Annotated in this window: 18 protein-coding genes; 15 read left to right on the top strand and 3 right to left on the bottom strand. The window is 69.4% G+C overall.

Annotated features, from left to right (window positions below; all coding sequences use genetic code 11):
* Nucleotides 1-63 precede the first annotated feature (63 nt).
* The 10 genes from B0I29_RS10035 to B0I29_RS09990 all read left to right on the top strand — a co-directional run bounded on the left by B0I29_RS10035 (nt 64) and on the right by B0I29_RS09990 (nt 10,641).
* Nucleotides 64-1,260 carry a PP2C family protein-serine/threonine phosphatase gene (locus B0I29_RS10035; protein WP_111648594.1) on the top strand — a complete coding sequence of 399 codons (1,197 nt, stop codon included), beginning with the start codon at nt 64-66 and terminating at the stop codon, nt 1,258-1,260.
* Nucleotides 1,257-2,858: a sensor histidine kinase gene (locus tag B0I29_RS10030; RefSeq protein ID WP_111648593.1), complete on the top strand. Its 1,602-nt coding sequence runs from the start codon at nt 1,257-1,259 to the stop codon at nt 2,856-2,858. Before B0I29_RS10035 ends, B0I29_RS10030 begins: the two co-directional genes overlap by 4 nt.
* Nucleotides 2,855-3,310 (top strand): response regulator, encoded by a 456-nt coding sequence (locus tag B0I29_RS10025; protein WP_111648592.1) that lies wholly within the window; start codon nt 2,855-2,857, stop codon nt 3,308-3,310. The genes B0I29_RS10030 and B0I29_RS10025 overlap by 4 nt, the downstream gene beginning before the upstream one ends.
* Complete coding sequence (locus tag B0I29_RS10020; RefSeq protein WP_111648591.1) at nt 3,303-4,124, top strand: inositol monophosphatase family protein; 822 nt, start codon at nt 3,303-3,305, stop codon at nt 4,122-4,124. The genes B0I29_RS10025 and B0I29_RS10020 overlap by 8 nt, the downstream gene beginning before the upstream one ends.
* Before the next feature lie 9 nt (nt 4,125-4,133).
* Nucleotides 4,134-4,907, top strand: a complete 774-nt coding sequence (locus B0I29_RS10015; protein WP_111648590.1) for an SDR family NAD(P)-dependent oxidoreductase — start codon at nt 4,134-4,136, stop codon at nt 4,905-4,907.
* 63 nt (nt 4,908-4,970) lie between these two features.
* On the top strand, nt 4,971-5,975 hold the full coding sequence (locus tag B0I29_RS10010) for a coiled-coil domain-containing protein (RefSeq protein WP_245972401.1): 1,005 nt from the start codon (nt 4,971-4,973) through the stop codon (nt 5,973-5,975).
* 98 nt (nt 5,976-6,073) lie between these two features.
* The gene (locus B0I29_RS10005; protein ID WP_111648588.1) at nt 6,074-6,526 is read left to right on the top strand and encodes a deaminase; all 453 of its coding nucleotides are present in this window, start codon (nt 6,074-6,076) and stop codon (nt 6,524-6,526) included.
* Nucleotides 6,527-6,598: 72 nt separating this feature from the next.
* Entirely contained in the window at nt 6,599-8,089 is a 1,491-nt protein-coding gene (locus B0I29_RS10000) for a fused MFS/spermidine synthase (RefSeq protein WP_111648587.1), read from the top strand.
* A 58-nt stretch (nt 8,090-8,147) separates the two neighbouring features.
* Nucleotides 8,148-9,899 (top strand): serine/threonine-protein kinase, encoded by a 1,752-nt coding sequence (locus B0I29_RS09995; protein WP_111648586.1) that lies wholly within the window; start codon nt 8,148-8,150, stop codon nt 9,897-9,899.
* A 16-nt stretch (nt 9,900-9,915) separates the two neighbouring features.
* Nucleotides 9,916-10,641, top strand: coding sequence for an SDR family NAD(P)-dependent oxidoreductase (locus B0I29_RS09990; RefSeq protein WP_111648585.1), 726 nt, complete (start codon nt 9,916-9,918; stop codon nt 10,639-10,641).
* A 25-nt stretch (nt 10,642-10,666) separates the two neighbouring features.
* Here the strand turns inward: B0I29_RS09990 and B0I29_RS09985 are convergent, their stop codons facing one another.
* Nucleotides 10,667-11,065 (bottom strand): hypothetical protein, encoded by a 399-nt coding sequence (locus B0I29_RS09985; protein ID WP_111648584.1) that lies wholly within the window; start codon nt 11,063-11,065, stop codon nt 10,667-10,669.
* Nucleotides 11,066-12,353: 1,288 nt separating this feature from the next.
* Here B0I29_RS09985 and B0I29_RS09980 point away from each other — a divergent pair.
* Together B0I29_RS09980 and B0I29_RS09975 are read left to right on the top strand one after the other, a co-directional pair.
* Complete coding sequence (locus B0I29_RS09980) at nt 12,354-13,202, top strand: hypothetical protein (RefSeq protein WP_111648583.1); 849 nt, start codon at nt 12,354-12,356, stop codon at nt 13,200-13,202.
* Between the two features lie 116 nt (nt 13,203-13,318).
* A complete protein-coding gene (locus B0I29_RS09975; RefSeq protein WP_111648582.1) occupies nt 13,319-15,472 on the top strand; it encodes a RecQ family ATP-dependent DNA helicase in 2,154 nt (717 codons plus the stop codon).
* 64 nt (nt 15,473-15,536) lie between these two features.
* On the opposite strand, the gene B0I29_RS09970 is transcribed toward B0I29_RS09975, so the two are convergent.
* Nucleotides 15,537-15,992, bottom strand: a complete 456-nt coding sequence (locus B0I29_RS09970; RefSeq protein ID WP_111648581.1) for a GNAT family N-acetyltransferase — start codon at nt 15,990-15,992, stop codon at nt 15,537-15,539.
* Between the two features lie 139 nt (nt 15,993-16,131).
* Here B0I29_RS09970 and B0I29_RS09965 point away from each other — a divergent pair, with 139 nt between their 5' ends.
* A complete protein-coding gene (locus B0I29_RS09965; protein WP_111648580.1) occupies nt 16,132-16,344 on the top strand; it encodes a heavy-metal-associated domain-containing protein in 213 nt (70 codons plus the stop codon).
* Between the two features lie 55 nt (nt 16,345-16,399).
* The gene (locus B0I29_RS09960) at nt 16,400-17,506 is read left to right on the top strand and encodes a hypothetical protein (RefSeq protein WP_245972395.1); all 1,107 of its coding nucleotides are present in this window, start codon (nt 16,400-16,402) and stop codon (nt 17,504-17,506) included.
* An 859-nt stretch (nt 17,507-18,365) separates the two neighbouring features.
* Here B0I29_RS09960 and B0I29_RS09955 read toward each other — a convergent pair.
* The gene (locus tag B0I29_RS09955; protein WP_111648701.1) at nt 18,366-19,514 is read right to left on the bottom strand and encodes a class I SAM-dependent methyltransferase; all 1,149 of its coding nucleotides are present in this window, start codon (nt 19,512-19,514) and stop codon (nt 18,366-18,368) included.
* Between the two features lie 97 nt (nt 19,515-19,611).
* On the opposite strand from B0I29_RS09955, the gene B0I29_RS09950 reads away from it, so the two are divergent.
* Entirely contained in the window at nt 19,612-20,253 is a 642-nt protein-coding gene (locus tag B0I29_RS09950; RefSeq protein WP_111648579.1) for a biliverdin-producing heme oxygenase, read from the top strand.
* Nucleotides 20,254-20,329 lie beyond the last annotated feature (76 nt).

The following is a 20,329-nucleotide window of genomic DNA, read 5'->3' as shown; positions in this document are numbered from 1 at the left end:
TGTGGTCCCGCTCCGAGTGGTGGACGATTTGCGGGTCACCTATGCGTCGAGTGGGGAATCGGAATGACGGAGCGGTCGCTCGCGCCCTCTCGGTACGCGGCGAACCAGCTGGAACGGTTACGGATCCTGCTCGTCGAGGACGACGAGGGCGATGCTTTTCTCGTTCGTGAGCTGCTCAGCGAGGCGGACACTTCCTTCGAGCTGACCGTGGCCAGCAGCCTGCGCGAAGCGCGGGAACGGCTGACCGGTGTCGAGTGCGTGCTGCTCGACCTGGGCCTGCCCGACGCGGAGGGCATCGACGGGCTCCGCAAGCTGCTCGCGGTCGCCGGCAGTGCCGCGGTCTGTGTGCTCACCGGGCGCTCCGACGAGCACCTCGGTGTCCAGGCGGTCGCTGAGGGCGCCCAGGACTACCTGGTCAAGGGCCAGGTCGACGGCGTGCTGCTGATCCGCTCACTGCGGTACGCGGTGGAGCGCAAACGCGCCGACGAGAACGCCCGCCGGCTGCGCGAGGTGGAGCTGCTCCAGGCCGAGTCGGCTCGCCTGGAGCGGGGCCTGCTGCCGCAGCCGCTGATGCAGACCGACGAAGTGTCGGTCGAGACGTTCTATCGCTCCGGGCGGGCGCTGGGCCTGCTCGGCGGCGACTTCTTCGACGTGGTGCAGATCGGCGAGGACCGGCTGCACGTGATCGTCGGCGACGTCTGCGGCCACGGTGTCGACGAGGCCGCGCTCGGTGTCGAGCTCCGGGTGGCGTGGCGGGCCCTGGTGCTCGCCGGCGTTCCCGAAGAGCAGGTGCTGCCCTCGCTGGAGCAGGTGCTGATGTCCGAGCGCCGCGCTCGCGAGGTGTTCGCCACGGTGGCAGCCGCCGTCATCGACCTGCCGGCGAACCGGGCGACGGTCCGGCTGGCCGGCCACCCGCCGCCCGTCGTGCTCTCCGGTGGGCAGGCCCACCCGGTCAACGCGCGTACCGGGATCGTGCTCGGGGTACGTCCCACGCCGACACCCGCGACCGAGTTGGAGTTCACCGGGCATGACTGGTCTCTGCTGATGTACACGGACGGCCTCATCGAGGGGCACACCGGGGCGGGAAACGAGCGGCTCGATGTGGATGGACTCTGCAAACTGCTGGACGAGCCGGCCGCCCGTGAGGTGTCCCTGACCGGGTTGCCGCCGTGGCTGGTCGCCCGTGCTGACCAGGGCAACGGTGGGCCGCTCACCGACGACGTGGCGATGCTGCTGATCTCCCGAGGTGGTGGACGGTGACCCTGTTCAAGGTGCGCAGCTGGACGCTGCGCCAGCGGATCATCGCGCTCTGCGTGGCGGTCGGTGTGGTGCTCGGCGGGCTCGGCGTTTTCGCCGCGGCCACCGCCGCGGCGAACAACCGTCAGGTCGACGACGTGCTGAACCGGGCCAGCCCGATGCGGGCCGCCGGTGAGACGCTCAATACCGCCCTGGTCGACCAGGAGACCGGCATCCGCGGTTACGCGATCACCGGTGACCTGCGCAACCTCCAGCCGTACGAGACCGGGCTCGCCGACCAGGAACGGCAGATCGCCCGGATCGAGACGCTGCTGAACCACGATGACGACGACATCCGCAACGCGCTCGCCATGGTCAAGGCACGGGCCGACACCTGGCGGACCGACGTCGCGGACCCGATCATCAAGACCGCCCGGGAGCAGGGGCCGGACGCCGCCCAGGCGCTGGTCGAGGCCTCCGACACGGCGGATTTCGACGCGGTGCGTACGGCGGTCGCCGAGATGCAGTCGCACATCCAGGTGCTGCGGACCGCCTCGGCGGACGCGGCCCGCGACTCCAGCCGCACCATGGTGGCGATCGAGGTCGCCGCCGCCGTGATCATCGTGCTGACCGGCGCGTTCCTGCTCTTCCTGCTGGACCGGGTGGTGACCAAGCCGATCACCGAGCTGGCCGAGCAGGTGCGTCAGGTGGCGGCCGGCGATTACGACCGGCACATCGAGAGCAAACGCGGTTCGTCCGACCTGGTGTTGCTTGCCGCGGACGTCGACCGGATGCGCCAGCAGATCGCCAGCGAGCTGTCCGAGGTACGCGAGGCGCGTAGCCACGTCGAGTGGGTGAACCAGCAGCTCAAGTCGCAGACCGAGGAGCTGACCCGGTCCAACCGTGACCTGGAGCAGTTCGCGTACGTCGCCTCGCACGACCTGCAGGAGCCGCTGCGCAAGGTGGCGAGTTTCTGCCAGCTGCTCCAGCGCCGGTACGCCGGGCAGATGGACGAGCGCGCCGACCAGTACATCGCGTTCGCGGTCGACGGCGCGCAGCGCATGCAGCGGCTGATCAACGACCTGCTGGCGTTCTCCCGGATCGGCCGGCTCACCAGCGGTTTCGCCGAGGTCGACCTGAACAAGGTGCTGACCGAGGTGAAATCGCAGCTGGAGGCCAGGGCCGGCGAGGACGCCGAGATCACCTGGGACCCGCTGCCCACTGTGGAGGGCGAGGAGCCGCTGCTCACCACGCTCTTCGTGAACCTGCTCGGCAACTCGCTGAAGTTCCGCCGGCCGGACGTCGCTCCGGCGATCCACGTCTCGGTGGAACGGGACGGCGAGGAGTGGCAACTCAACGTCCGGGACAACGGGATCGGCATCGAGGCCGAGTTCGCTGACAAGGTGTTCGTGATCTTCCAGCGCCTGCACTCGCGGGACGCGTACGAGGGGACCGGCATCGGACTGGCGATCGTCAAGAAGATCGTCGAATACCATGGCGGGCGGGTCTGGCTGGACGTCGACGTGCCGGAGGGCGCGTCGATCCACTTCACGCTGCCGGTGCTGCCCGGCACCGAGGACCCCCAGACACAGGCCGACACACGGGAAGTGGTGGGAGCATGAGCTTGGAATCCCGGGAGGGCGGTACCCCGATCGAGGTGCTGCTGGTCGAGGACGATCCGGGCGACGTCCTGATGACCCAGGAAGCGTTCGAGGAGCACAAGGTCCGCAACCGGCTCACCGTCGTGCAGGATGGTTCGGAGGCGCTGGCGTACCTGCGCCGCGAGGGTCAGTTCGCCGGCGCGGTGCGCCCCGACCTGATCCTGCTCGACCTGAACCTGCCGAAACGGGACGGCCGCGAGGTTCTTGAGGAGATCAAGAAGGACGACGAGCTGGGCCGGATCCCGGTCGTCGTGCTGACCACCTCCTCCGCCGACGAGGACATCCTGCGCAGTTACCAGCTGCACGCGAACGCGTACGTGACCAAGCCGGTGGACTTCGAGCGGTTCATCGCGGTGATCCGCCAGATCGACGAGTTCTTCGTCAGCGTCGTGAAGCTGCCGCCGCGTGCTTGATCAGGTCGCTGAACTCATCCGCGAGGTCGCGCACACGATCGTCCTGCCCCGCTGGAAACACCTGGCCGAGGGCGAAGTGTCCCAGAAGGCACCGGGTGACCTGGTCACCGTCGCCGACCAGGAGTCCGAGGTGGCGCTGACCAAAGGCCTGACCGCGCTGCTGCCCGGTTCCCTGGTGGTCGGCGAGGAATCGGTCGCCGCCGACCCGTCGGTCCGTGACCGGCTCGCCTCCGCTGGCGCCGTGTGGATCGTCGACCCGGTCGACGGGACGAACAACTTCGCCGCCGGCAAGACGCCGTTCTGCGTGATGGTCGCGCTGGTCCGCGACGGCGAGTCGCAGGCCGCCTGGATCCTCGACGTGGTCGGCGATCACCTCACGGTGGCCGAGGCCGGTTCCGGGGCCTATCGCGACGGTGTGCGCGTCAAGACCCGCACCGACGACCCGGGCGCGGCCGCGCTGCACGGCGTGATCTCCCACAAATACCTCCCCGACGACCTGCGGCATCAGGTCCGTGCGAACGCCGCCGGCTTGGGCGGTTTCACCGCCGGCAAACACTGCGCCGGGTACGAGTACCCGGCGCTGGCCACCGACGAGCAGCAGTTCGCGATGTTCTGGCGGATCCTGCCCTGGGACCACGTGCCGGGCAGCCTGATCATCACCGAGGCCGGCGGGACCGTGCGTCACTTCGACGGCAGCCCGTACCGGCCGACCGATCGGCAGCGCGGCCTGCTGGTGGCGCCGAATGACGAGATTTGGGAAACCGTGCACGGCACGCTGTTCCCGGACGGCCCTCCTGTCGTACCGACGGATTAAAGTCGGCGCGTGACGTCGTACCTTGATCGGCTCTTTGGTCTGAGCGGTCGCACCGCGGTGGTGACCGGCGGCAGCAGCGGGATCGGCAGAGAGATCGCCCTGGCTCTCGGCCGTTCCGGCGCGCGCGTGGTGCTTGTCGCCCGGCGCGAGGCGCCGATGGCCGCTGTCGTCGCCGAGCTGCACGAGCACGGAGCCGAAGCCCACGCGATCTCCGCGGACCTCACCGTGCGCGAGGCGGTCAAGACCGCCTCCTCCAAGATCATTGCAGCGTACGGGGAACCGGACGTGCTGGTGAACTCCGCGGCGGTGAACCTGCGACCGCCGCTCGGCGAGCTGACCGACGACGTCTGGGACGTGACCCTGGAGGCGAACCTGACGGCGCCGTTCCTACTTGGGCAGGCGTTCGGGCCGGCGATGGCCCGGCGCGGCTGGGGCCGGATCATCAACGTGGTGTCCCAGCAGGCGTTCCGCGCCTACGGCAACAGCGGTGCTTATGGCGCTGCGAAAGCCGGACTGGTCGGGCTGACCCGCTCGCAGGCCGAGGCGTGGTCGCGTCAGGGCGTCTGCTGCAACGCGATCGCGCCCGGTGTGGTGCACACACCACTCACCGAACCGGTGTTCTCGGATCCCACCAAAGTGGCGGCGCACGCCGCCCGGACCATGATCGGCCGCAACGGTCTGCCGGCGGATTTCGCCGGTTGTGCGGTTTTCCTGGCGAGTGATTCATCCCAGGCGGTAACCGGCCAGACACTCTTCGTCGATGGTGGATATTCGGCTACCTGATGGATCTCCCTTTCTCCTGGTCCGGCACGGTAAAGTACCGGCGCTTACGACTTGGAGGTCTTCGTGGCGGCCAGATTCCCGCGCCGGTGCACCGCCCTATTGGCTCTGCTCGTCGCCGCCGTCGCGGTGACCCTCGTCGGGGCGTCACCAGCCGCCGCCGACCCGGAGGGCGGCACCAAGAAGCTGCGCAACGCTCTCGAGACCGCCGCCAAGGGTTACGACCAGGCGCAGACAAAACTCGCCAGCTCCAAGAAGCGGCAGAAACAGCTGACCGTGAAACTCAAGGAGTCCCAGGCGGGCGCCGCGGCCCTGACCGAGCAGGTCGGCGAACTGGCGAACCGCTCGTACCAGATGGGCCGGATCAGCACGGTCACCATGCTGCTGAACAGCGCCTCGCCGGACGGCTTCATGGAGCGGGTGCAGAGCCTCGACATGCTCGCCCAGGTCGACAGTGGCACGCTCGCTGATTACCGCGACGAGATCGATACGGCCAAGCGCGCCAAGACCGCGCTGGACAACGAGATCAAGGAGCAGAAGAAGCAGGTCACCGTGATGGCCCGGAAGAAGAAGCAGGCCGAGCTCGCGCTCGCCGAGGTCGGTGGTGGAGCAGCAGGCGGATTCGTCGACGCCAACTCACCGGCGGCCAAGCCGGCGCCGCGCAACTCGGACGGTTCCTGGCCCAAGGAGTCGTGCACGGTCAACGACCCGACCTCCACCGGCTGCATTACGCCTCGGACGCTGCATGCCTACCAGGAGTCCCGCGCCGACAGCTTCAAGCGCTACACGGTCTGTTACAGCTCCCGGTCGTCCGGTGAGCACCCGAAGGGCCGGGCCTGCGATTTCTCGTCGAACTCCAGCACGTTCAAGAACGCGGCGGCGACCGGCGGTGACAAGGCGTACGGTGACCGGCTCGCCGCGTACTTCGTCAAGAACGCCTCGGAGCTGGGCGTGATGTACGTGATCTGGTATCGGCAGATCTGGATGCCGAGCACCGGCTGGCGTGCGTACAGCGCGAGTGGTGGACCGGCCGCTGTGCACACCAACCACGTGCATCTATCCATGCTCTGATGGTTGCTTTTACGTACCCTCTCGGTTCGTTACCGAAAGTGCGGCGCTAGCGTTCCGATGAGGCATGGGCCGAACCCGTGACCGCAGACTGGAGCCGTATGGACCACCACCGGTGGATGAGCCGCGCTGTCGACCTGGCGCACCGCTGCCCTCGTTCGGAGACCGCGTTCGCCGTCGGTGCGGTGATCGTCGACGAGTCCGGCCGGGAGATCTCCTCGGGGTTCTCCCGCGACGGCGACGCGCGGGTGCACGCGGAGGAGTCGGCGCTGCTCAAGGCCGCCGGTGACAGCCGGCTGCTGGACGCGACGATCTACAGCACCCTGGAGCCGTGCTCGGAGCGGGCCAGCCGCCCGCACGCCACCTGCACCAGCCTGATCATCGCGGCCGGGATCCCGCGGGTGGTGATCGCCTGGCGTGAGCCGGACATCTTCGTGACCTGCGAAGGCGTGTCGATGCTGCGTTCCGCCGGCGTCGAGGTCATCGAGATGCCGGACTTCGCCCTGTCCGCGTCGGAGCCGAACATGCACCTGGGTGTCTTCTCCAGGCTGTGAACCTGCTGGATATCGGTTCCAGCGGCCTGTCGAGGGACATCCGGTCCGGCGGGCGCCGGTAGCATCCGCGCGGTGGAGACCCCGCCGCGCGCCCTTCCCTCGGCCCTTGCCTCCGCCCTGGCCTTCGGGGCCAGCGGAGCCGTCCTCGTCCTCGAGATCGTCGCGCTGCGCCTCGTCGGGCCGTACGTCGGTGTCACCCTCCAGGTGAGCAGCTCGGTCATCGGCGTCGCGCTGGCCGCTATCGCGTACGGCGCCTGGCTCGGTGGCCGCCTCGCCGACCGGTACGACCCGCGGGCCCTGCTCGCACCCGCCCTGATCCTCGGCGCCATCGGCACCGCCATCACCCTGCCGCTGGTTCGCTGGGGTGGTGAGCTGCTGCGCGGTGGCGCGGCGCCCGCGGTGCTGATGCTCGCCGCGCTGGCCATCTTCCTGCCCGCTTTCGTGCTCTCCACTGTTGCGCCGATGGTGGTGAAACTCCAGCTCGGCGACCTGCGGGAAGCCGGCAGCGTGGTCGGCCGGCTGTCCAGCATCGGCACCCTCGGCGCGATCACCGCGACCCTGGTGACCGGGTTCGTCTTCGTCGCCGCGATGCCGAGCAGCGTGATCGTGCTCAGCCTCGCGGTGCTGCTCGGCGTCGGCGGCCTGGCGCTCGGCTGGTGGCTGCGCCGCGACATGCCGGGCTCACCCCGCGCCCGGGCGGCCCTCGCGGCGGTCGGGCTGGTCGGCGCCGGACTCGGCGCCACCTCCCCGAACCCCTGTGACGTGGAGACCGCGTACCACTGCGCCCAGGTCCAGGCTGATCCCGCGCGGCCCGGTGGGCAGACGCTGATCCTCAACTCGGCCCGGCACTCGTACGTCGACCTGAACGACCCCGAATACCTGGAATTCGAGTACGTCCAGTGGATCGCCGCGACCGCCGGCACCCTCCCCGCGGGTCCGGTGGATGCTCTGCACATCGGGGGTGGCGGGTTTACCGTACCCAGCTATCTCCGGGCCACCAGGCCCGGCAGCGACCAGCTCGTGCTGGAGCTCGACGGCGGCCTTGTCGACCTCGACAAGCAGAAGCTCGGTCTCGTCACCGGCCCGGACCTGCGGGTCGAGGTCGGCGACGCCCGGGTCCGCCTGGCCGGGCAGGCCACGGACTCCTACGACTTCGTCGTCGGTGACGCGTTCGGTCACCTGGTGGTGCCGTGGCACCTGGCGACCAGGGAGATGGCTGTCGACGTGGCGCGGGTTCTGCGTACCGATGGGATCTATGCGCAGAACGTGATCGACTACCCGCCGAACCGATTCATCCGGGCCGAGGTGGCGACGGTGGCGGCCGCGTTCGCGCATGTCGCGCTGATCGCGCCGCCGGAAGCGCTGGCCGGCGGGCGGGGTTCGAACTTCGTGATCCTCGCGTCGGAGAGCCCGCTGCCGCTGGACCAGGTCCGGACCGGGCTGGGAACCCTGGCCAAAGAACCGGTGACCGTGCTGTCCGGTGACTCGCTGGCCGATTTCGTGGCCGATGCCCGAGTTCTGACCGATGATTACGCCCCGGTCGACCAGCTATTGGCGGGTTGATCCGACGGGTTTCCGAGTGCGGCAACGAGGGGCTTGCTGATCGGGCGAGAATCGGCGCATGGCGCGAACGGAGCGAAACGGTCAGGGCGAACCGCTCCGCATCGCCGGCCGTTACCGTCTGGTCGAGAAGCTCGGCACCGGCGGCATGTCGGTCGTCTGGCGCGGGTACGACGAGACGCTGGGCCGTGACGTCGCGGTCAAGGTGCTCTCGCCGCAGCTCGCCGAGGACCGCACGTTCCGCGACCGGCTGCGCCAGGAAGCGCTGGCCGCCGCCCGGCTCTGCCATCCGCATATCACCGGCATCCACGATTTCGGCGAGGCGCGGATCTCGGAGGAGCTGACGGTCCCGTTCGTCGTGATGGAGCTGAACGACGGCGAGTCGCTCGGCGCACGGATCGGACGGCAGGGCTCGCTGGAGTGGCGGGAGGCCGTGACCATCGCCGCCGAGGTGGCGTCGGCGCTGGCCACCGCGCACGCCCGGGGTCTTGTGCACCGCGACGTCACCCCGGCCAACGTGATGCTCACCGGTGCCGGTGCGAAAGTCGTCGACTTCGGCATCTCCGCGATCGTCGGCCAGCGTGACGCCGCCCCGGACGGCAGCCTGCTCGGCACACCCGCGTACCTGGCCCCCGAACGTCTCGCCGGTGTAGCCGTCTCACCCGCCACCGACGTGTACGCCCTGGGCCTGCTGCTCTATCGCGCGCTCACCGGCCGGATGCCGTGGCCCGCCGAGAACACCGCCGAAGCGCTCCGCGCCCACCTGTACTCCGACCCCGAGCCGATCCCGGACCTGCCCGGGATGCCGGCCGGAGTCGCCACCATGTGCCTGCGCTGCCTCGCCAAGGACCCGGCCGGGCGGCCGGGCGCCGCCGAGATCGCTCGCGTGCTGTCCGCCATCGCCGGCATCCGCCCGGTCATTCCGCCGGTGCGCTCCGGGGACGGCCCGACCGTCCCCTGCGCCCGGGGCGTCGTCTCGATCCCGGCGGAGCGGACGCAGCGCTCCTGGAACGGTGTGAAGCTCAAGCTGCGGGCGGGACTGAAGATTCGCAACGCCCTGCGGCTCGGTGGCGTGCGGCCGCTCGGCGGTGGGCTTTTCCTGGGCGGGCTCTTCCCCCACATGCAGTTGCGGGACACCACACCCCGCAACCGGATGCCGGCGTTCGCCGCGCTGGCGACCGTGGTGCTGCTCGGCTCGACCGCGCTCAGCTGGTCGGCCCGGGAGGAATCCCGCGACACCGAGGCGGCACAGGCCACGGCAGCGGGTGCGGCCGGCGCGGTGGTGGGCGGCGCGGTCGTCGGAAGCACGCCGCGGGGTAGATGCGCGGTCACCTACGAGGTGCGTACCGACTCGGGTGCCGACTTCGAGGCGAGGCTCACCGTGGTGACCACGGCCGCGGACAGCACCCGCTGGCGGGTCGAGTTCCGGTACCCCGGCACACAGCGCCTCGCCCCGGTGTCGAAGGCCGTCAGCCAGCAGGGCCGCCGGGTCGTCGTGAGCGGCAAGGGCCGATCCAAATCGGTCATGCTGCACGGCGGTTACCGAGGCCGGAACCCGCTGCCGCTGGCGTTCGCCGTCGACGGCCTGCCCTGCCGGACCGAGGTTCTGGGCAGCACCAACCCGGGCACCGTGAAGAACAACTCGGTGAGCGCGGAGACCGGTTCGGCGTCTGAGTCCTCGAACGGGAAGCGCAAGCGGATGCCTTCGCGGCGGGGAGCGGGGTCGCGCAAACCGGCGCCGGCCCAGGAGCCGGCCGGTCGTGCCCCGGCGCCGGTGTCCAAGCGTGGGGCCGGCTTCTCACTGGCACTGTGACCGTTAGGGTCTGGGGATGACACGACTCGCAGTGGTCACCGGCGGCGGAACCGGAATCGGGAAGGCGACGGCGGGCATGCTCGCCGGCGAAGGATTCGACGTCATCATCGTGGGGCGGCGCACCGATGTCCTCACCGACGCGGTGAAGTGGATCGGCCCGCAGGCGAGCGCCGTGACAGCCGACGTCTCGGATCCCGCCCAGGTGCCCCGGCTCGTCGAGGCGGTCGGCGACCGAGAGCTCGACGTGCTGGTCAACAACGCCGGGGCGTACATCGCCCACGACGAGAGCACCCTGGACGGCGTCGCCGAGCGCTGGCGCGCCAACCTCGACTCGAACGTGCTCACCGCCGTCCTGGTCACCACGGCTCTGCTGCCGAAACTCCGCCGCCCCGGTGGCAAGATCATTCTGACCAGCTCGATCGCGGCGCAGCGAGGCGGCGGCGGGCCGTACTCCGCGGCCAAGGCCGCACTGCACGGGTACGCACTGGACCTCGCCACCAGCCTCGGAACCGAGGGGATCACGGCGAATGTGATCGCACCCGGATACGTCACGGACAGCGAGTTCTTCGCTGGCCGGATGACACCTGAGGGCCATCAGTCCCGGGTCGACGCGACGCTGGTGAAGCGGGCGGGCGAGCCGAGTGACATCGCGGAGACGGTCCGCTGGCTGACCGGGCCGGGCGGCGGTTTTGTCACCGGCCAGATCATCAACGTGAACGGTGGGTCGGTGCTGGGGCGCTGAGATCTTGGGGCGTGGTGCGCGCGTGTTACTCGGAGGTGCCGGTGAAGCGGCCCTCGCCAGGCTGGTTGGTCCGGAATCGCAGGGCCGACCAGCGCTCGTCGATCGCGATCTGACCGCACGGGCGCATGTCGTAGTCGGCCACGATCGGCCAGAGCGTGTCCCGGTTGATGCCGGCCTTGTTCCCCGTCGGGTACGCGATCCAGAACGCACCGGGTTTGTTCAGGTCAGCCCGGTGCTCGGCCAATTGGCCCCGCACGCCGGCCGCGTCCTCGGCGAAGATCACGGCGGTTCCGGCGGTGGCCAGCATGCCGGTTTCGCGTACTCCGTCGGGCATCGGCGTGAGCAGCGGGAGCCGCGAGGGCTCGTTGAGCCAGACAGTCGAGTTCGACTTGATCAGCAGCTTTTCGGCGATCGTCTCGGTCATGGCCTCGACATTTCCATCCCCGCGGGTTCGCTTCGGCGCTTTCGTCGAAGCGTCCTCCCCGCCGCGCAGTGCCGCGGCTGGCCGGAGCTGTCCCCCGGAAGATCGACACGCCGAAAAATCTCTGACGAAAATCTGCGCAACTCAATACGCGAAGCCGTGTTGACAGCTACTCAGGGTGACGTCTCGGTGTCTGACTTATAGTGTTTTGCCGGATACAAACCTTAAGCGGGTTTTCCTGTGCCGGAGTTTGTCCGCGCCTCCAACTTTTGCGTGTGCGGGAGGCCTTTCGGGCTTCACTAAATGAGCGCCGGCCCGGAGATCGCATTGCTTATTGAAAAGCATATTGCCGAACGGTCGCATTCATCGAGCTAAGCGATGTGTTTTTGGATAATGAAATGCTCACAGTGAGTCTTTCGTTCTTCTGTGGTCTGGTCACCCTGCATCCCCCGGGAAGTCGGATCGACGCCACCAAAAGGATGACTCACCGCCTCGGAAATGCTGGATCAAGTCGGACACATGCAGTGATCTTCGCAAATATCGTTGCCTCGCGTTTCGTGGCGTTTCGCAACCGTACGATCATTAGGTTGGGAGTTGCCAGGTGGCAGCCTCGGGTGACCCATGGTCGTTTCGCGTTGGTGACTCGGTATGGCTGCGAGCGGATGCCCGGCCGCACGATCTCCTTACGTGGTCGAACCTTATCTCCTGCTTAAGATGATCTTCGGGCGAAGTTGATCTGGCTACATCGAGGCGATGGCGAGTAAGGTTGCGTCCGTGGACGACGAAAGTGGTCCCGCCCGATGTTGTGTTCGGTTGGTCCCGGGCCACTTCGGTAAAGCGATATCCAGGAAGCCGCTATGGTGGCAGTCTTCCTGGCAGGTTGAGGGGCCGGTGCGAGCGATCAAACGCTCATGCCGGCCCCTTAATCATTTTCTGGAGCGGTTACCCATAGAGGTTCGTAAGATCTACAGGCCCGGGGGTGCAAGTTGCACGTTTCGCGGCACCAAAATGATCAATTCGCGGCGCCCGATTCGGTGTTGGTGCATCGGTGTCCGTGTGTAGCAGAATGTGGAACGGCGATGAGGCCCTGCCCACCATCGGGGCCTGTCGCTCTTCATATCCACTTTTCGAGCTTCGGCCCGGGACCACTGAATCAATGGAGGCATGTCATGCCACTTCGCTTCGAGAAACCGAATTCGGAATGGAAGGACCCGGTCACACACTGTGATTGGGTCGTCGACGGCGTCCGGTTGCCCGCGATCACCGAGCTGCCAGTGGGAGGGCGATTCTGATGCCGAGGCACCGGCACGACCTCGACGACTCGGGCGAGCCGTTCAAGTACGCCCCGGCGCCCGGCACCGCCGGGCGGTACGTCGCCGGCCGGCACCGGGAAACCGAGCCGCCGCCGACCGGCCGCCCGAGCGCGAGCCGGGACGTCGCGGCGAACCTGGTCCGTGACCACGAGCTGGCGCGGATGCGGGCGAAATTCGTCAACGGGCAGGCCGCCTGGCCGGACCTGGTCGAGCAGCTGAATTTCGCGCACCTGCAGGCGGGCAAGCCTTCGCTGAGTGTGCTGGGCGCGCAGGTGCGCTACAGCAAGGCCACCCTCAGCAAGGTGCTCACCGGCAAGATGATGCCCTCGTGGAAACTGGTCCAGCTGCTCGGCACCGCCTTGCGGGTGCCGACCGGCGTGATCGTGCAGGAGTGGTTCCCGCTGTGGACCGCTGCCGAGATGCACCGGGCCAAGCGGCTGGGCGCGGTCCGCGGCACGGCGAAGGTGCCCGCTCCCGGTGCCCAGGCCGCACTGGCGGGCGGCCTGGTCCCGGCGAGTGGGGAAAGCCCGGCGAGTGGGGAAAGCCCGGCGAGTGGGGGAAGCCCGGCGAGTTCGGAAGATCCGGTGCGTGCGGCGACCGGCACTTCGGCCGCCACGATCGCGGCGATCACCGAGCCGACCGGTTACACCTGCCCTAGCTGCGGCAGCTGGGTGGTGAACACGCCGGTGCACACCTCGTGGCACATGCGGATGGATCGGCCCGGGCAGGACCCGCCGGCGGCCGAGCCCATCACCGGCGGCACGATCGCGGACCGGGAGATCCGCCTGCTGCGCGAGGCCCTCGGCCAGAACGACCCGCTGCTCTGATCGACTTCGCCTTTTCCGGGCGGGCCGACCCCGGCCCGCCCGCTTGCCTGCCTGTGGACAACTTCCGGACTGTGGATAACTCCGGACCTGTCTCACCCTCCTGATAGACATGCCGGGTGACTGACGCAACCCAGGACCGAGCCGTCTCGACCCAGGACCGGGCCGCCGTGCGTGACCGCGCCGAGGCCGTTCTCCGCCGCCTGGCCGGTGAGCACGCGAGGCTCCGCGAGGACCAGTGGCGCGCGATCGAGGCGTTGACCGTCGACCGACGGCGGGTCCTCTGCGTGCAGCGCACCGGCTGGGGCAAGTCGGCGGTCTACTTCGTGGCGACGGCCCTGCTGCGCGAGGCGAGCAACACCGGCCCCACAGTGATCGTCTCGCCCCTTCTGGCCCTGATGCGCAACCAGGTGGACGCCGCCGCCCGAGCAGGCATCCGAGCCCGCACGATCAACTCGGCAAACCTCGACGAGTGGTCACTGATCGAGGCCGAGGTCCGCGCGGGCGAGGTCGACGTCCTGCTGATCAGTCCGGAGCGGCTCAACAACCCCGACTTCCGTGACAACGTTCTTCCCGGCCTCGCGTCGAGCACCGGCCTGCTGGTGGTCGACGAGGCGCACTGCGTCTCGGACTGGGGGCACGACTTCCGCCCCGACTATCGGCGGCTGCGCACGTTCCTGGCCGGGCTCCCATCGCGGACTCCGGTGCTCGCCACCACCGCGACGGCAAATGCCCGGGTGACCGCCGACGTGGCCGACCAGCTCGGCGAGGGTGACACGCTCGTGCTGCGCGGCACGCTGGACCGCGACTCGCTGCGGCTGGCCGTGCTCCAGCTGGAAAATCCGGCACACCGGCTGGCCTGGCTTGCCGACCATCTCGATCGGCTGCCGGGTTCCGGGATCGTCTACACACTGACCGTGGCGGCAGCGACCGAGACGGCGGATTTCCTGCGGTCGCGCGGTTTCCCCGTCGCTTCGTACACCGGGCAGGTGGAGGACGCGGATCGCCGCGCCGCCGAGCAGGACCTGCTGGACAACAAGATCAAGGCGCTGGTCGCGACCTCCGCGCTGGGGATGGGCTTCGACAAACCCGACCTCGGCTTCGTGGTGCACCTGGGCGCGCCGCCGTCGCCGATCGCCTACTACCAGCAGGTGGGCCGCGCCGGTCGTGCCGTCGAGCACGCCGAGGTGGTCCTGCTGCCGGGCCCGGAGGACGCCGCGATCTGGCGTTACTTCGCCTCGCTCGCGTTCCCGCCGGAGGACCAGGTGCGGTCGGTCCTGGCGCAGCTCTCACCGGACCGGCCGTTGTCCACGCAGGCGCTGGAGCCACTGGTGGACCTTCGGCGTACCCGTCTGGAGTTGATGTTGAAGGTCTTGGACGTGGACGGCGCTGTGCGCCGGATGCGAGGCGGCTGGCTCGCCACCGGCGAGCCCTGGACCTATGACAGCGCGCGCTTGCGCCGGGTCGCCGAGGCACGGGCCGCCGAGCAGAAAACCATGATTGGGTACGCGGAAACGACCGCCTGCCGCATGGAATTCCTCCGTCTCTGTCTGGACGATCCGGAGGCCGTCCCGTGCGGACGCTGCGACAACTGCGCCGGGCCACTCTTCGACGCCGATGTCTCGTCGGCCTCGCTGGCGGCGGCGGACGCATTCCTGGGCCGTCCCGGCATGGAGATCGCGCCGAAGAAGATGTGGCCCACCGGCCTCGCCGCGATCGGCATCAGCCTGAAAGGGAAGATCCCGCCGGCGGAGCAGATCGAGCCGGGCCGGGCGGTCGGCCGCCTCTCCGATCTCGGCTGGGGGAGCCGGCTGCGGGGTGTGGTGAGCGCGGACGCCGCGGACGCTCCGATTCCGGACGATCTGGCCGGTGCGGTCGTCGAGGTCCTCAAGTCGTGGGCGCGCGGCGACGACGCCTGGCGGCAGCGGCCGGCGGCCGTCGTGGCGGTCGGCTCACAGCGTCATCCACAACTTGTCCACAGCCTCGCCGAGCACATCGCGCGGGTCGGGCGGCTGCCGCTCCTCGGCGCTCTGACCTCGACAGCAGCGGGGGAGACCTCGGCGCGAGGCAACAGCGCCCAGAGGGTACGCGTACTGCACGAGGCCTTCGCCGTCCCCGCTGACGTGGCCGCCGAGCTGGCGAACCTGGCCGGCCCGGTCCTGCTCGTCGACGATCTGGTCGACTCGGGCTGGACGATGACGCTGGCCGGCCGGGCGCTACGCCGGGCCGGCGCCGAGTCCGTCCTCCCGCTGTCACTGGCCGTCGCCGGTTAACGGCGCTCTTTGCCATCGCCGGTTAGCGGCGCTTTGCTGTCGCCGGCCGGCCGTTTCTCGGCGGCTAGCTGTGGCCGAGGATCGCGTTGCGGGTGGGCCGGCGGTCGATCTCCATGAAGCGCTGCGCGCCGGCGAGCTCGGAGAACCCGGACCGCCGGTACACCTCGTGCGCGTCCCTGGTGGCGAGGAGAAACCGCAGGATGCCCCGCTCGGTGAGACTCTCCACGATGGAGTCGATCATCCAGGTGCCGAGGCCGTGACCCCGGTGCGCCGGATCGATGTACACGTCACAGATCCACGCGAACGTCGCGCCGTCGGTCACCGCCCGTGCGAACCCGACCTGCTCGTCACCCAGAAAGATCGAGTACGGCAGGGAGCCCTCGACCGACCGCATCACGACGTCGCGTTCCCGCCCCGCCGCCCAGTACGACTCCTCGGACAGCCATCGGTGCACCTGGTCCAGGTCGACCCGTTCCCGGTCCTCGGTCAGCACGTACTGCCCATGTTCGCGATCCGTCACATCCGGAGAATCTACCCATCCGCGAAGACCGCCGGGAACTCATGAGGGCCGGGGCACGACCAATTCACAGCGGCGAAATGCGTGATACAGGTGGGGGTAAAGTCGCGATGTGTCCGGTGAGAACGGGAGAGGGTCGACGATGGCGGTGACCAGCACCTATCAGGTGAAGGGCATGACCTGCTCGCACTGCGTCCAGGCCGTGACGAGCGAGATCTCGGCGCTGCCCGGTGTCGCTGAGGTGCGGGTCGACCTGGCCTCCGGCGGCGTGACCGTGACCAGCGCGACACCGCTCACCGACGCCGCCGTGCGCGACGCCGTCGACGAGGCGGGCTACGAGCTAACGGATGCCTGACCCGAGTTCGCCGGTGCCAGATCCGAGCTTGCCGGTGTCAGATCCGGGTTTGCCGGTGTCAGATCCGGGTTTGCCGGCGTCTGAGGCGGTCGCGGAAGCGCAGCATGACGATGAGCCGATCCTTGGTGCCGCTTCGACAGCTCCGGCGATTCCGCCGAACGCGGGTTTCCGGCTGGCCGCCTTCGGCGCGCTGCTGGTCGTCGTGCTCTTCGCCGGTTACGGCCTAGGCCGCCTCAACAACGGAGCAGCGACCAGCGCGACCGGTGCAAGCAGCGTGACCGGTGCGACTGGCTCGACCGGTTCGACCGGTTCGACCGGTTCGGCCGGTTCGACTGGCTCGGCTTCGCAGGCCGGCGCGAACCCGGCGGCCCCGGCGCCGTCCGCCACGGTCATCGACGAGAGTCAGCCGCACACACACGGCGTGACCGTCCCGGTCCCCGGAGCCAACACGGCCGGAGCCGCGGTCGGCGGCCTCTCACTCAGTTCGTCCGGGCTGACCCTGACCCCCGTGAGCACCACGTTCGAGCCGGGCCGCTCGCAGAAACTCGAGTTCGTGATCCACGGCCCGGGCGGCGCACCGGTCACCACGTACGCCATCGTGCACGACAAACCACTGCACCTCATCGTGATCCGCCGGGACCTCACCGGCTTCCAGCACGTGCACCCGACGATGGCCCCGGACGGCACCTGGAGCGTCGACCTCACCCTCGCCGACCCGGGCAGCTACCGCATGATCGCGGACTTCACCGCCCTGGTCGGCGGCACCCAGCTCGCCACCACGCTAGGTAGCGACTTGACGGTCGCCGGAAACTACGCTCCGGTCACCCTCCCCGATCCGGCGCGCGCCACCACCACCGAGAGCTACAAAATTGGGTACGAAGGAACGCCCGGCACGGAGTCGACCCAGCCACTGCTGATGACGGTCACCGACGCCTCCGGCAAGCCCGTCACGGTCGAGCCCTACCTGGGCGCTTTCGGCCACCTGGTCGTCCTGCGCCAGAACGACCTGGCGTACGTCCACGTGCACCCGGAAAGCCAGCTGATCGACGGCAAAATCAAGTTCTGGCTGACCGCGCCGAGCCCAGGCACCTACCGGATGTTCCTCGACTTCCAGACCACCGGCAAAGTCCACACGGCAGCCTGGACAGTCGTAGTCAGCTGACCGATCCCAATCCCCCCAATCCCACCAGCGCGCCCCCTCCCACAGCTCGACAAACACAGACCTCGGCGCGGCGACCGCGGCACACGGTGGGCCCTGGAACCACCCCAAGCGCCGGCGGGTCCGCCCCCATGCGCCGGCGGGTCCGCCCCGATGTGCCTGCCAGTCCGCTCCGATGTGCCGGCTGGTCCGTGCCTATGCGCCGGCCGGTCTGCCCTCACGCGCCAGCCGGTCCGGCCTAGTCGCCCGCGGTGCGAGCCGTAGCTCAGACCTGCCATGAGGCTGCGATGACGTGTCTGGCCTACGGCTCGCGCCCATCAGCCGTAGCTCAGCCACCTCATAAGAGCCCGATAACCCACCTGAGCTACGGCTCGCCTCGCGGTCGGCTCGTCGAGTGGCCGGGTCTTGATTTCGGTCGGCGGGGGGCGGAAGCGGCGTTCCGAGAGTTCCCCGCCGATGCGTGTCGAGTTGAGGCGCGTATCGCACCCAAAGTTGACACAGGCAGGCGAATCGCAGTGTGCGTGTCGAGTTCGGGTGCGTATCGAACCCGAAATCGACACGCCCGCCCGGCAACGCCCGCCCGGCAACGCCCGCCCGGCAACGTCCGCCCGGCCTGCCCGGCCCGCCCGGCAACGTCCGCCCGGCCTGCCCGGCCCGCCCGGCAACGTCCGCCCGGCCCGCCCGGCAACGTCCGCCCGGCCCGCCCGGCAACGTCCGCCCGGCCCGCCCGGCCCGCCCGGCCCGCCCGGCCCGCCCGGCCCGCCCGGCAACGTCCGCCCGGCCCCGCCCGGCCCCGCCCGGTCCGCCCGGTCCGGCCCGGTCCGGCTGGCCCCGCCCGCCCGCCTGGGCTGGGCTGGGCTTGTTAGCTGAGCATTGTTGCCAGGGCTGGGGTTACGCCCCACTGGGTGGTCAGGGCGGTGAACTCGGTCTGCTGGGCCTCGGTGGGCTCGGCGCCGGTGCGGCGGGCGCGGAGCAGCAGGTTGCGGGGAGTGTGCGCGGAATCCACGAACTCGACCACGTCGACGCGGTAGCCGTGCAGTTTCAGCAGGGCGGCGCGCAGCGAGTCGGTCAGTACGTCGGCGAAGCGTTCGCGGAGGATGGCGTGGCGGGTCGTTTCCGCGTACGGGAAAGGGGTTTGACTGTTTTTGATCTGCGCCGCGATGTCGTGGTGGCAGCAGGGAGCGGCCAGGACCCAGGCTGCCTCCCAGCGCACGGCCCGGGCCAGCGCCTGGTCGGTCGCGGTGTCGCAGGCGTGCAGCGCGAGCACCAGGTCCGGTGCGAACGGCAGCTGCGCGTCCTCGATCGTGCCGGCCACGAAGCTGACCTCGGCGGCGCATCCGAGACGCTCGGCGACGGCGGTGTTGCGTACCCTCTGGTCCTCTCGGACATCGACGCCCACGACCTGGACGTCCGCGCCTCGCGCGGCCAGATAGCGGTACGCGGCGAAGGTGAGGTACGCGTTTCCGCAGCCCAGGTCCACGACACGCAGCGGCGACGGCAGCTCGTCGGGCAGGGTCGCGGCGAGCGCGCGCAGGAAAGCGTCGATCTGGCGGCGCTTCGCGGCGTTGCCACCGATCACCTCGAAGAGCGGGTCGCCCGGGTCGAGGAGCCACTGTTTCGCCCGGTCGTGAGCCTGCGGCTGGGCTTTCCCGGCCGCGTCCTTCACCGCGGCGCGGTGCACCTGGGCATCGCCCTTCTTGGTGATCCGCACCTGGACCGTGGCGGACTCGGTCTCCACGTGCCAGTTGCCGAACGGCTCGGCCAGCAGCTCGTCGAGCGCCGCGGCTGCCGCCTCGGAACCGGGCGCGACGTTGCGGGTGAACGGCCGGACGCCGTCGTCAGTGACGATCTGTAGTTTCTGTCCGGTCTTGAGGGTTACCGGCCGCACTTGCGCTCTGGTCACCGACGGTACGAGACCGCGGCGTTTCCCGGCCGCGACGGCCCGGGTCAGGCCGGGAGCGAGCAGGAGCTCCCGGACCTCGGCAAGTACTTGATCGAGCGGTTCTGGCATGACGTCCATTCTGCCCGGGGCCGCGGAGTCGCCCGGGGGCTGTGGATCTCGCGCGGCGCGGTTAAGTTGATCAGCGGGCGAAGGGAGGTGCCACGCGATGTCGTTGATGGCCGGCGTGCTCTCCGCCCGCCTGCGGGAAGTCACCAGGGAAGGCCGTGAGATCGCGCGGCGCAGCCGGTACGTCGAGGGCCTCGCCACCGGCCGTTTGCCCCTCGCCGCGTACGCGGAGATGGCCGCACAGCACTGGTTCGTCTACGAGACGCTGGAGCTGTCCGCCGCCGCGATGGCCGACGACCCGATCGCCCGGCACTTCGTCTACCCGGAGCTGTTCCGGATCCCGGCGCTCGAAGCCGACCTGCGATTTCTGTACGGGGCCCGGTGGCAGAGCCGGATAACCGCGCTGCCCGCCACGACGACGTACTGCACCCGCATCCGATCCGCGGCGTTCGACCGGGCCACCGGATATGTCGCGCATCACTGCACCCGATATCTCGGCGACCTCTCCGGCGGGCAGTGGCTGGGCGCCAAGCTCGTCGCGGCGTACGGGTTCAACCGGCACGGGTACCGGTTCTTCGTCTTCGAGGGTGTGGATCCGCCGTTGTTCCGTGCCCGGTACCGCGACCAGCTCAACTCGGTGCCCTGGTCGCGGGCCGAACAGAACGCGTTCCTCGACGAGGTGTCAGCGGCGTACCGGCTCAACCTGGAGTTGCTGGCCGAGCTGGAGGAACGCTGGTGCTGAGGATCGAGACGCGCCGCCGCTGAAGATCGAAGCGCGCTGACCGTCCCGGAGCACGGGACCAACGCGGTCCCGTGCC

This window comes from Actinoplanes lutulentus (assembly GCF_003259845.1).
Taxonomy (GTDB): domain Bacteria; phylum Actinomycetota; class Actinomycetes; order Mycobacteriales; family Micromonosporaceae; genus Actinoplanes; species Actinoplanes lutulentus.
Note: the sequence above shows the minus strand (reverse complement) of the source record. Positions and strands in the feature narration are given on the sequence as shown.

Coding starts and splice junctions, on each gene's coding strand:
- B0I29_RS10035 (WP_111648594.1), top strand. CDS start 64: ATGACGGAGCGGTCGCTCGCGCCCTCTCGGTACGCGGCGAACCAGCTG.
- B0I29_RS10025 (WP_111648592.1), top strand. CDS start 2,855: ATGAGCTTGGAATCCCGGGAGGGCGGTACCCCGATCGAGGTGCTGCTG.
- B0I29_RS10005 (WP_111648588.1), top strand. CDS start 6,074: ATGGACCACCACCGGTGGATGAGCCGCGCTGTCGACCTGGCGCACCGC.
- B0I29_RS09995 (WP_111648586.1), top strand. CDS start 8,148: ATGGCGCGAACGGAGCGAAACGGTCAGGGCGAACCGCTCCGCATCGCC.
- B0I29_RS09990 (WP_111648585.1), top strand. CDS start 9,916: ATGACACGACTCGCAGTGGTCACCGGCGGCGGAACCGGAATCGGGAAG.
- B0I29_RS09985 (WP_111648584.1), bottom strand. CDS start 11,065: ATGACCGAGACGATCGCCGAAAAGCTGCTGATCAAGTCGAACTCGACT.
- B0I29_RS09980 (WP_111648583.1), top strand. CDS start 12,354: ATGCCGAGGCACCGGCACGACCTCGACGACTCGGGCGAGCCGTTCAAG.
- B0I29_RS09965 (WP_111648580.1), top strand. CDS start 16,132: ATGGCGGTGACCAGCACCTATCAGGTGAAGGGCATGACCTGCTCGCAC.
- B0I29_RS09955 (WP_111648701.1), bottom strand. CDS start 19,514: ATGCCAGAACCGCTCGATCAAGTACTTGCCGAGGTCCGGGAGCTCCTG.
- B0I29_RS09950 (WP_111648579.1), top strand. CDS start 19,612: ATGTCGTTGATGGCCGGCGTGCTCTCCGCCCGCCTGCGGGAAGTCACC.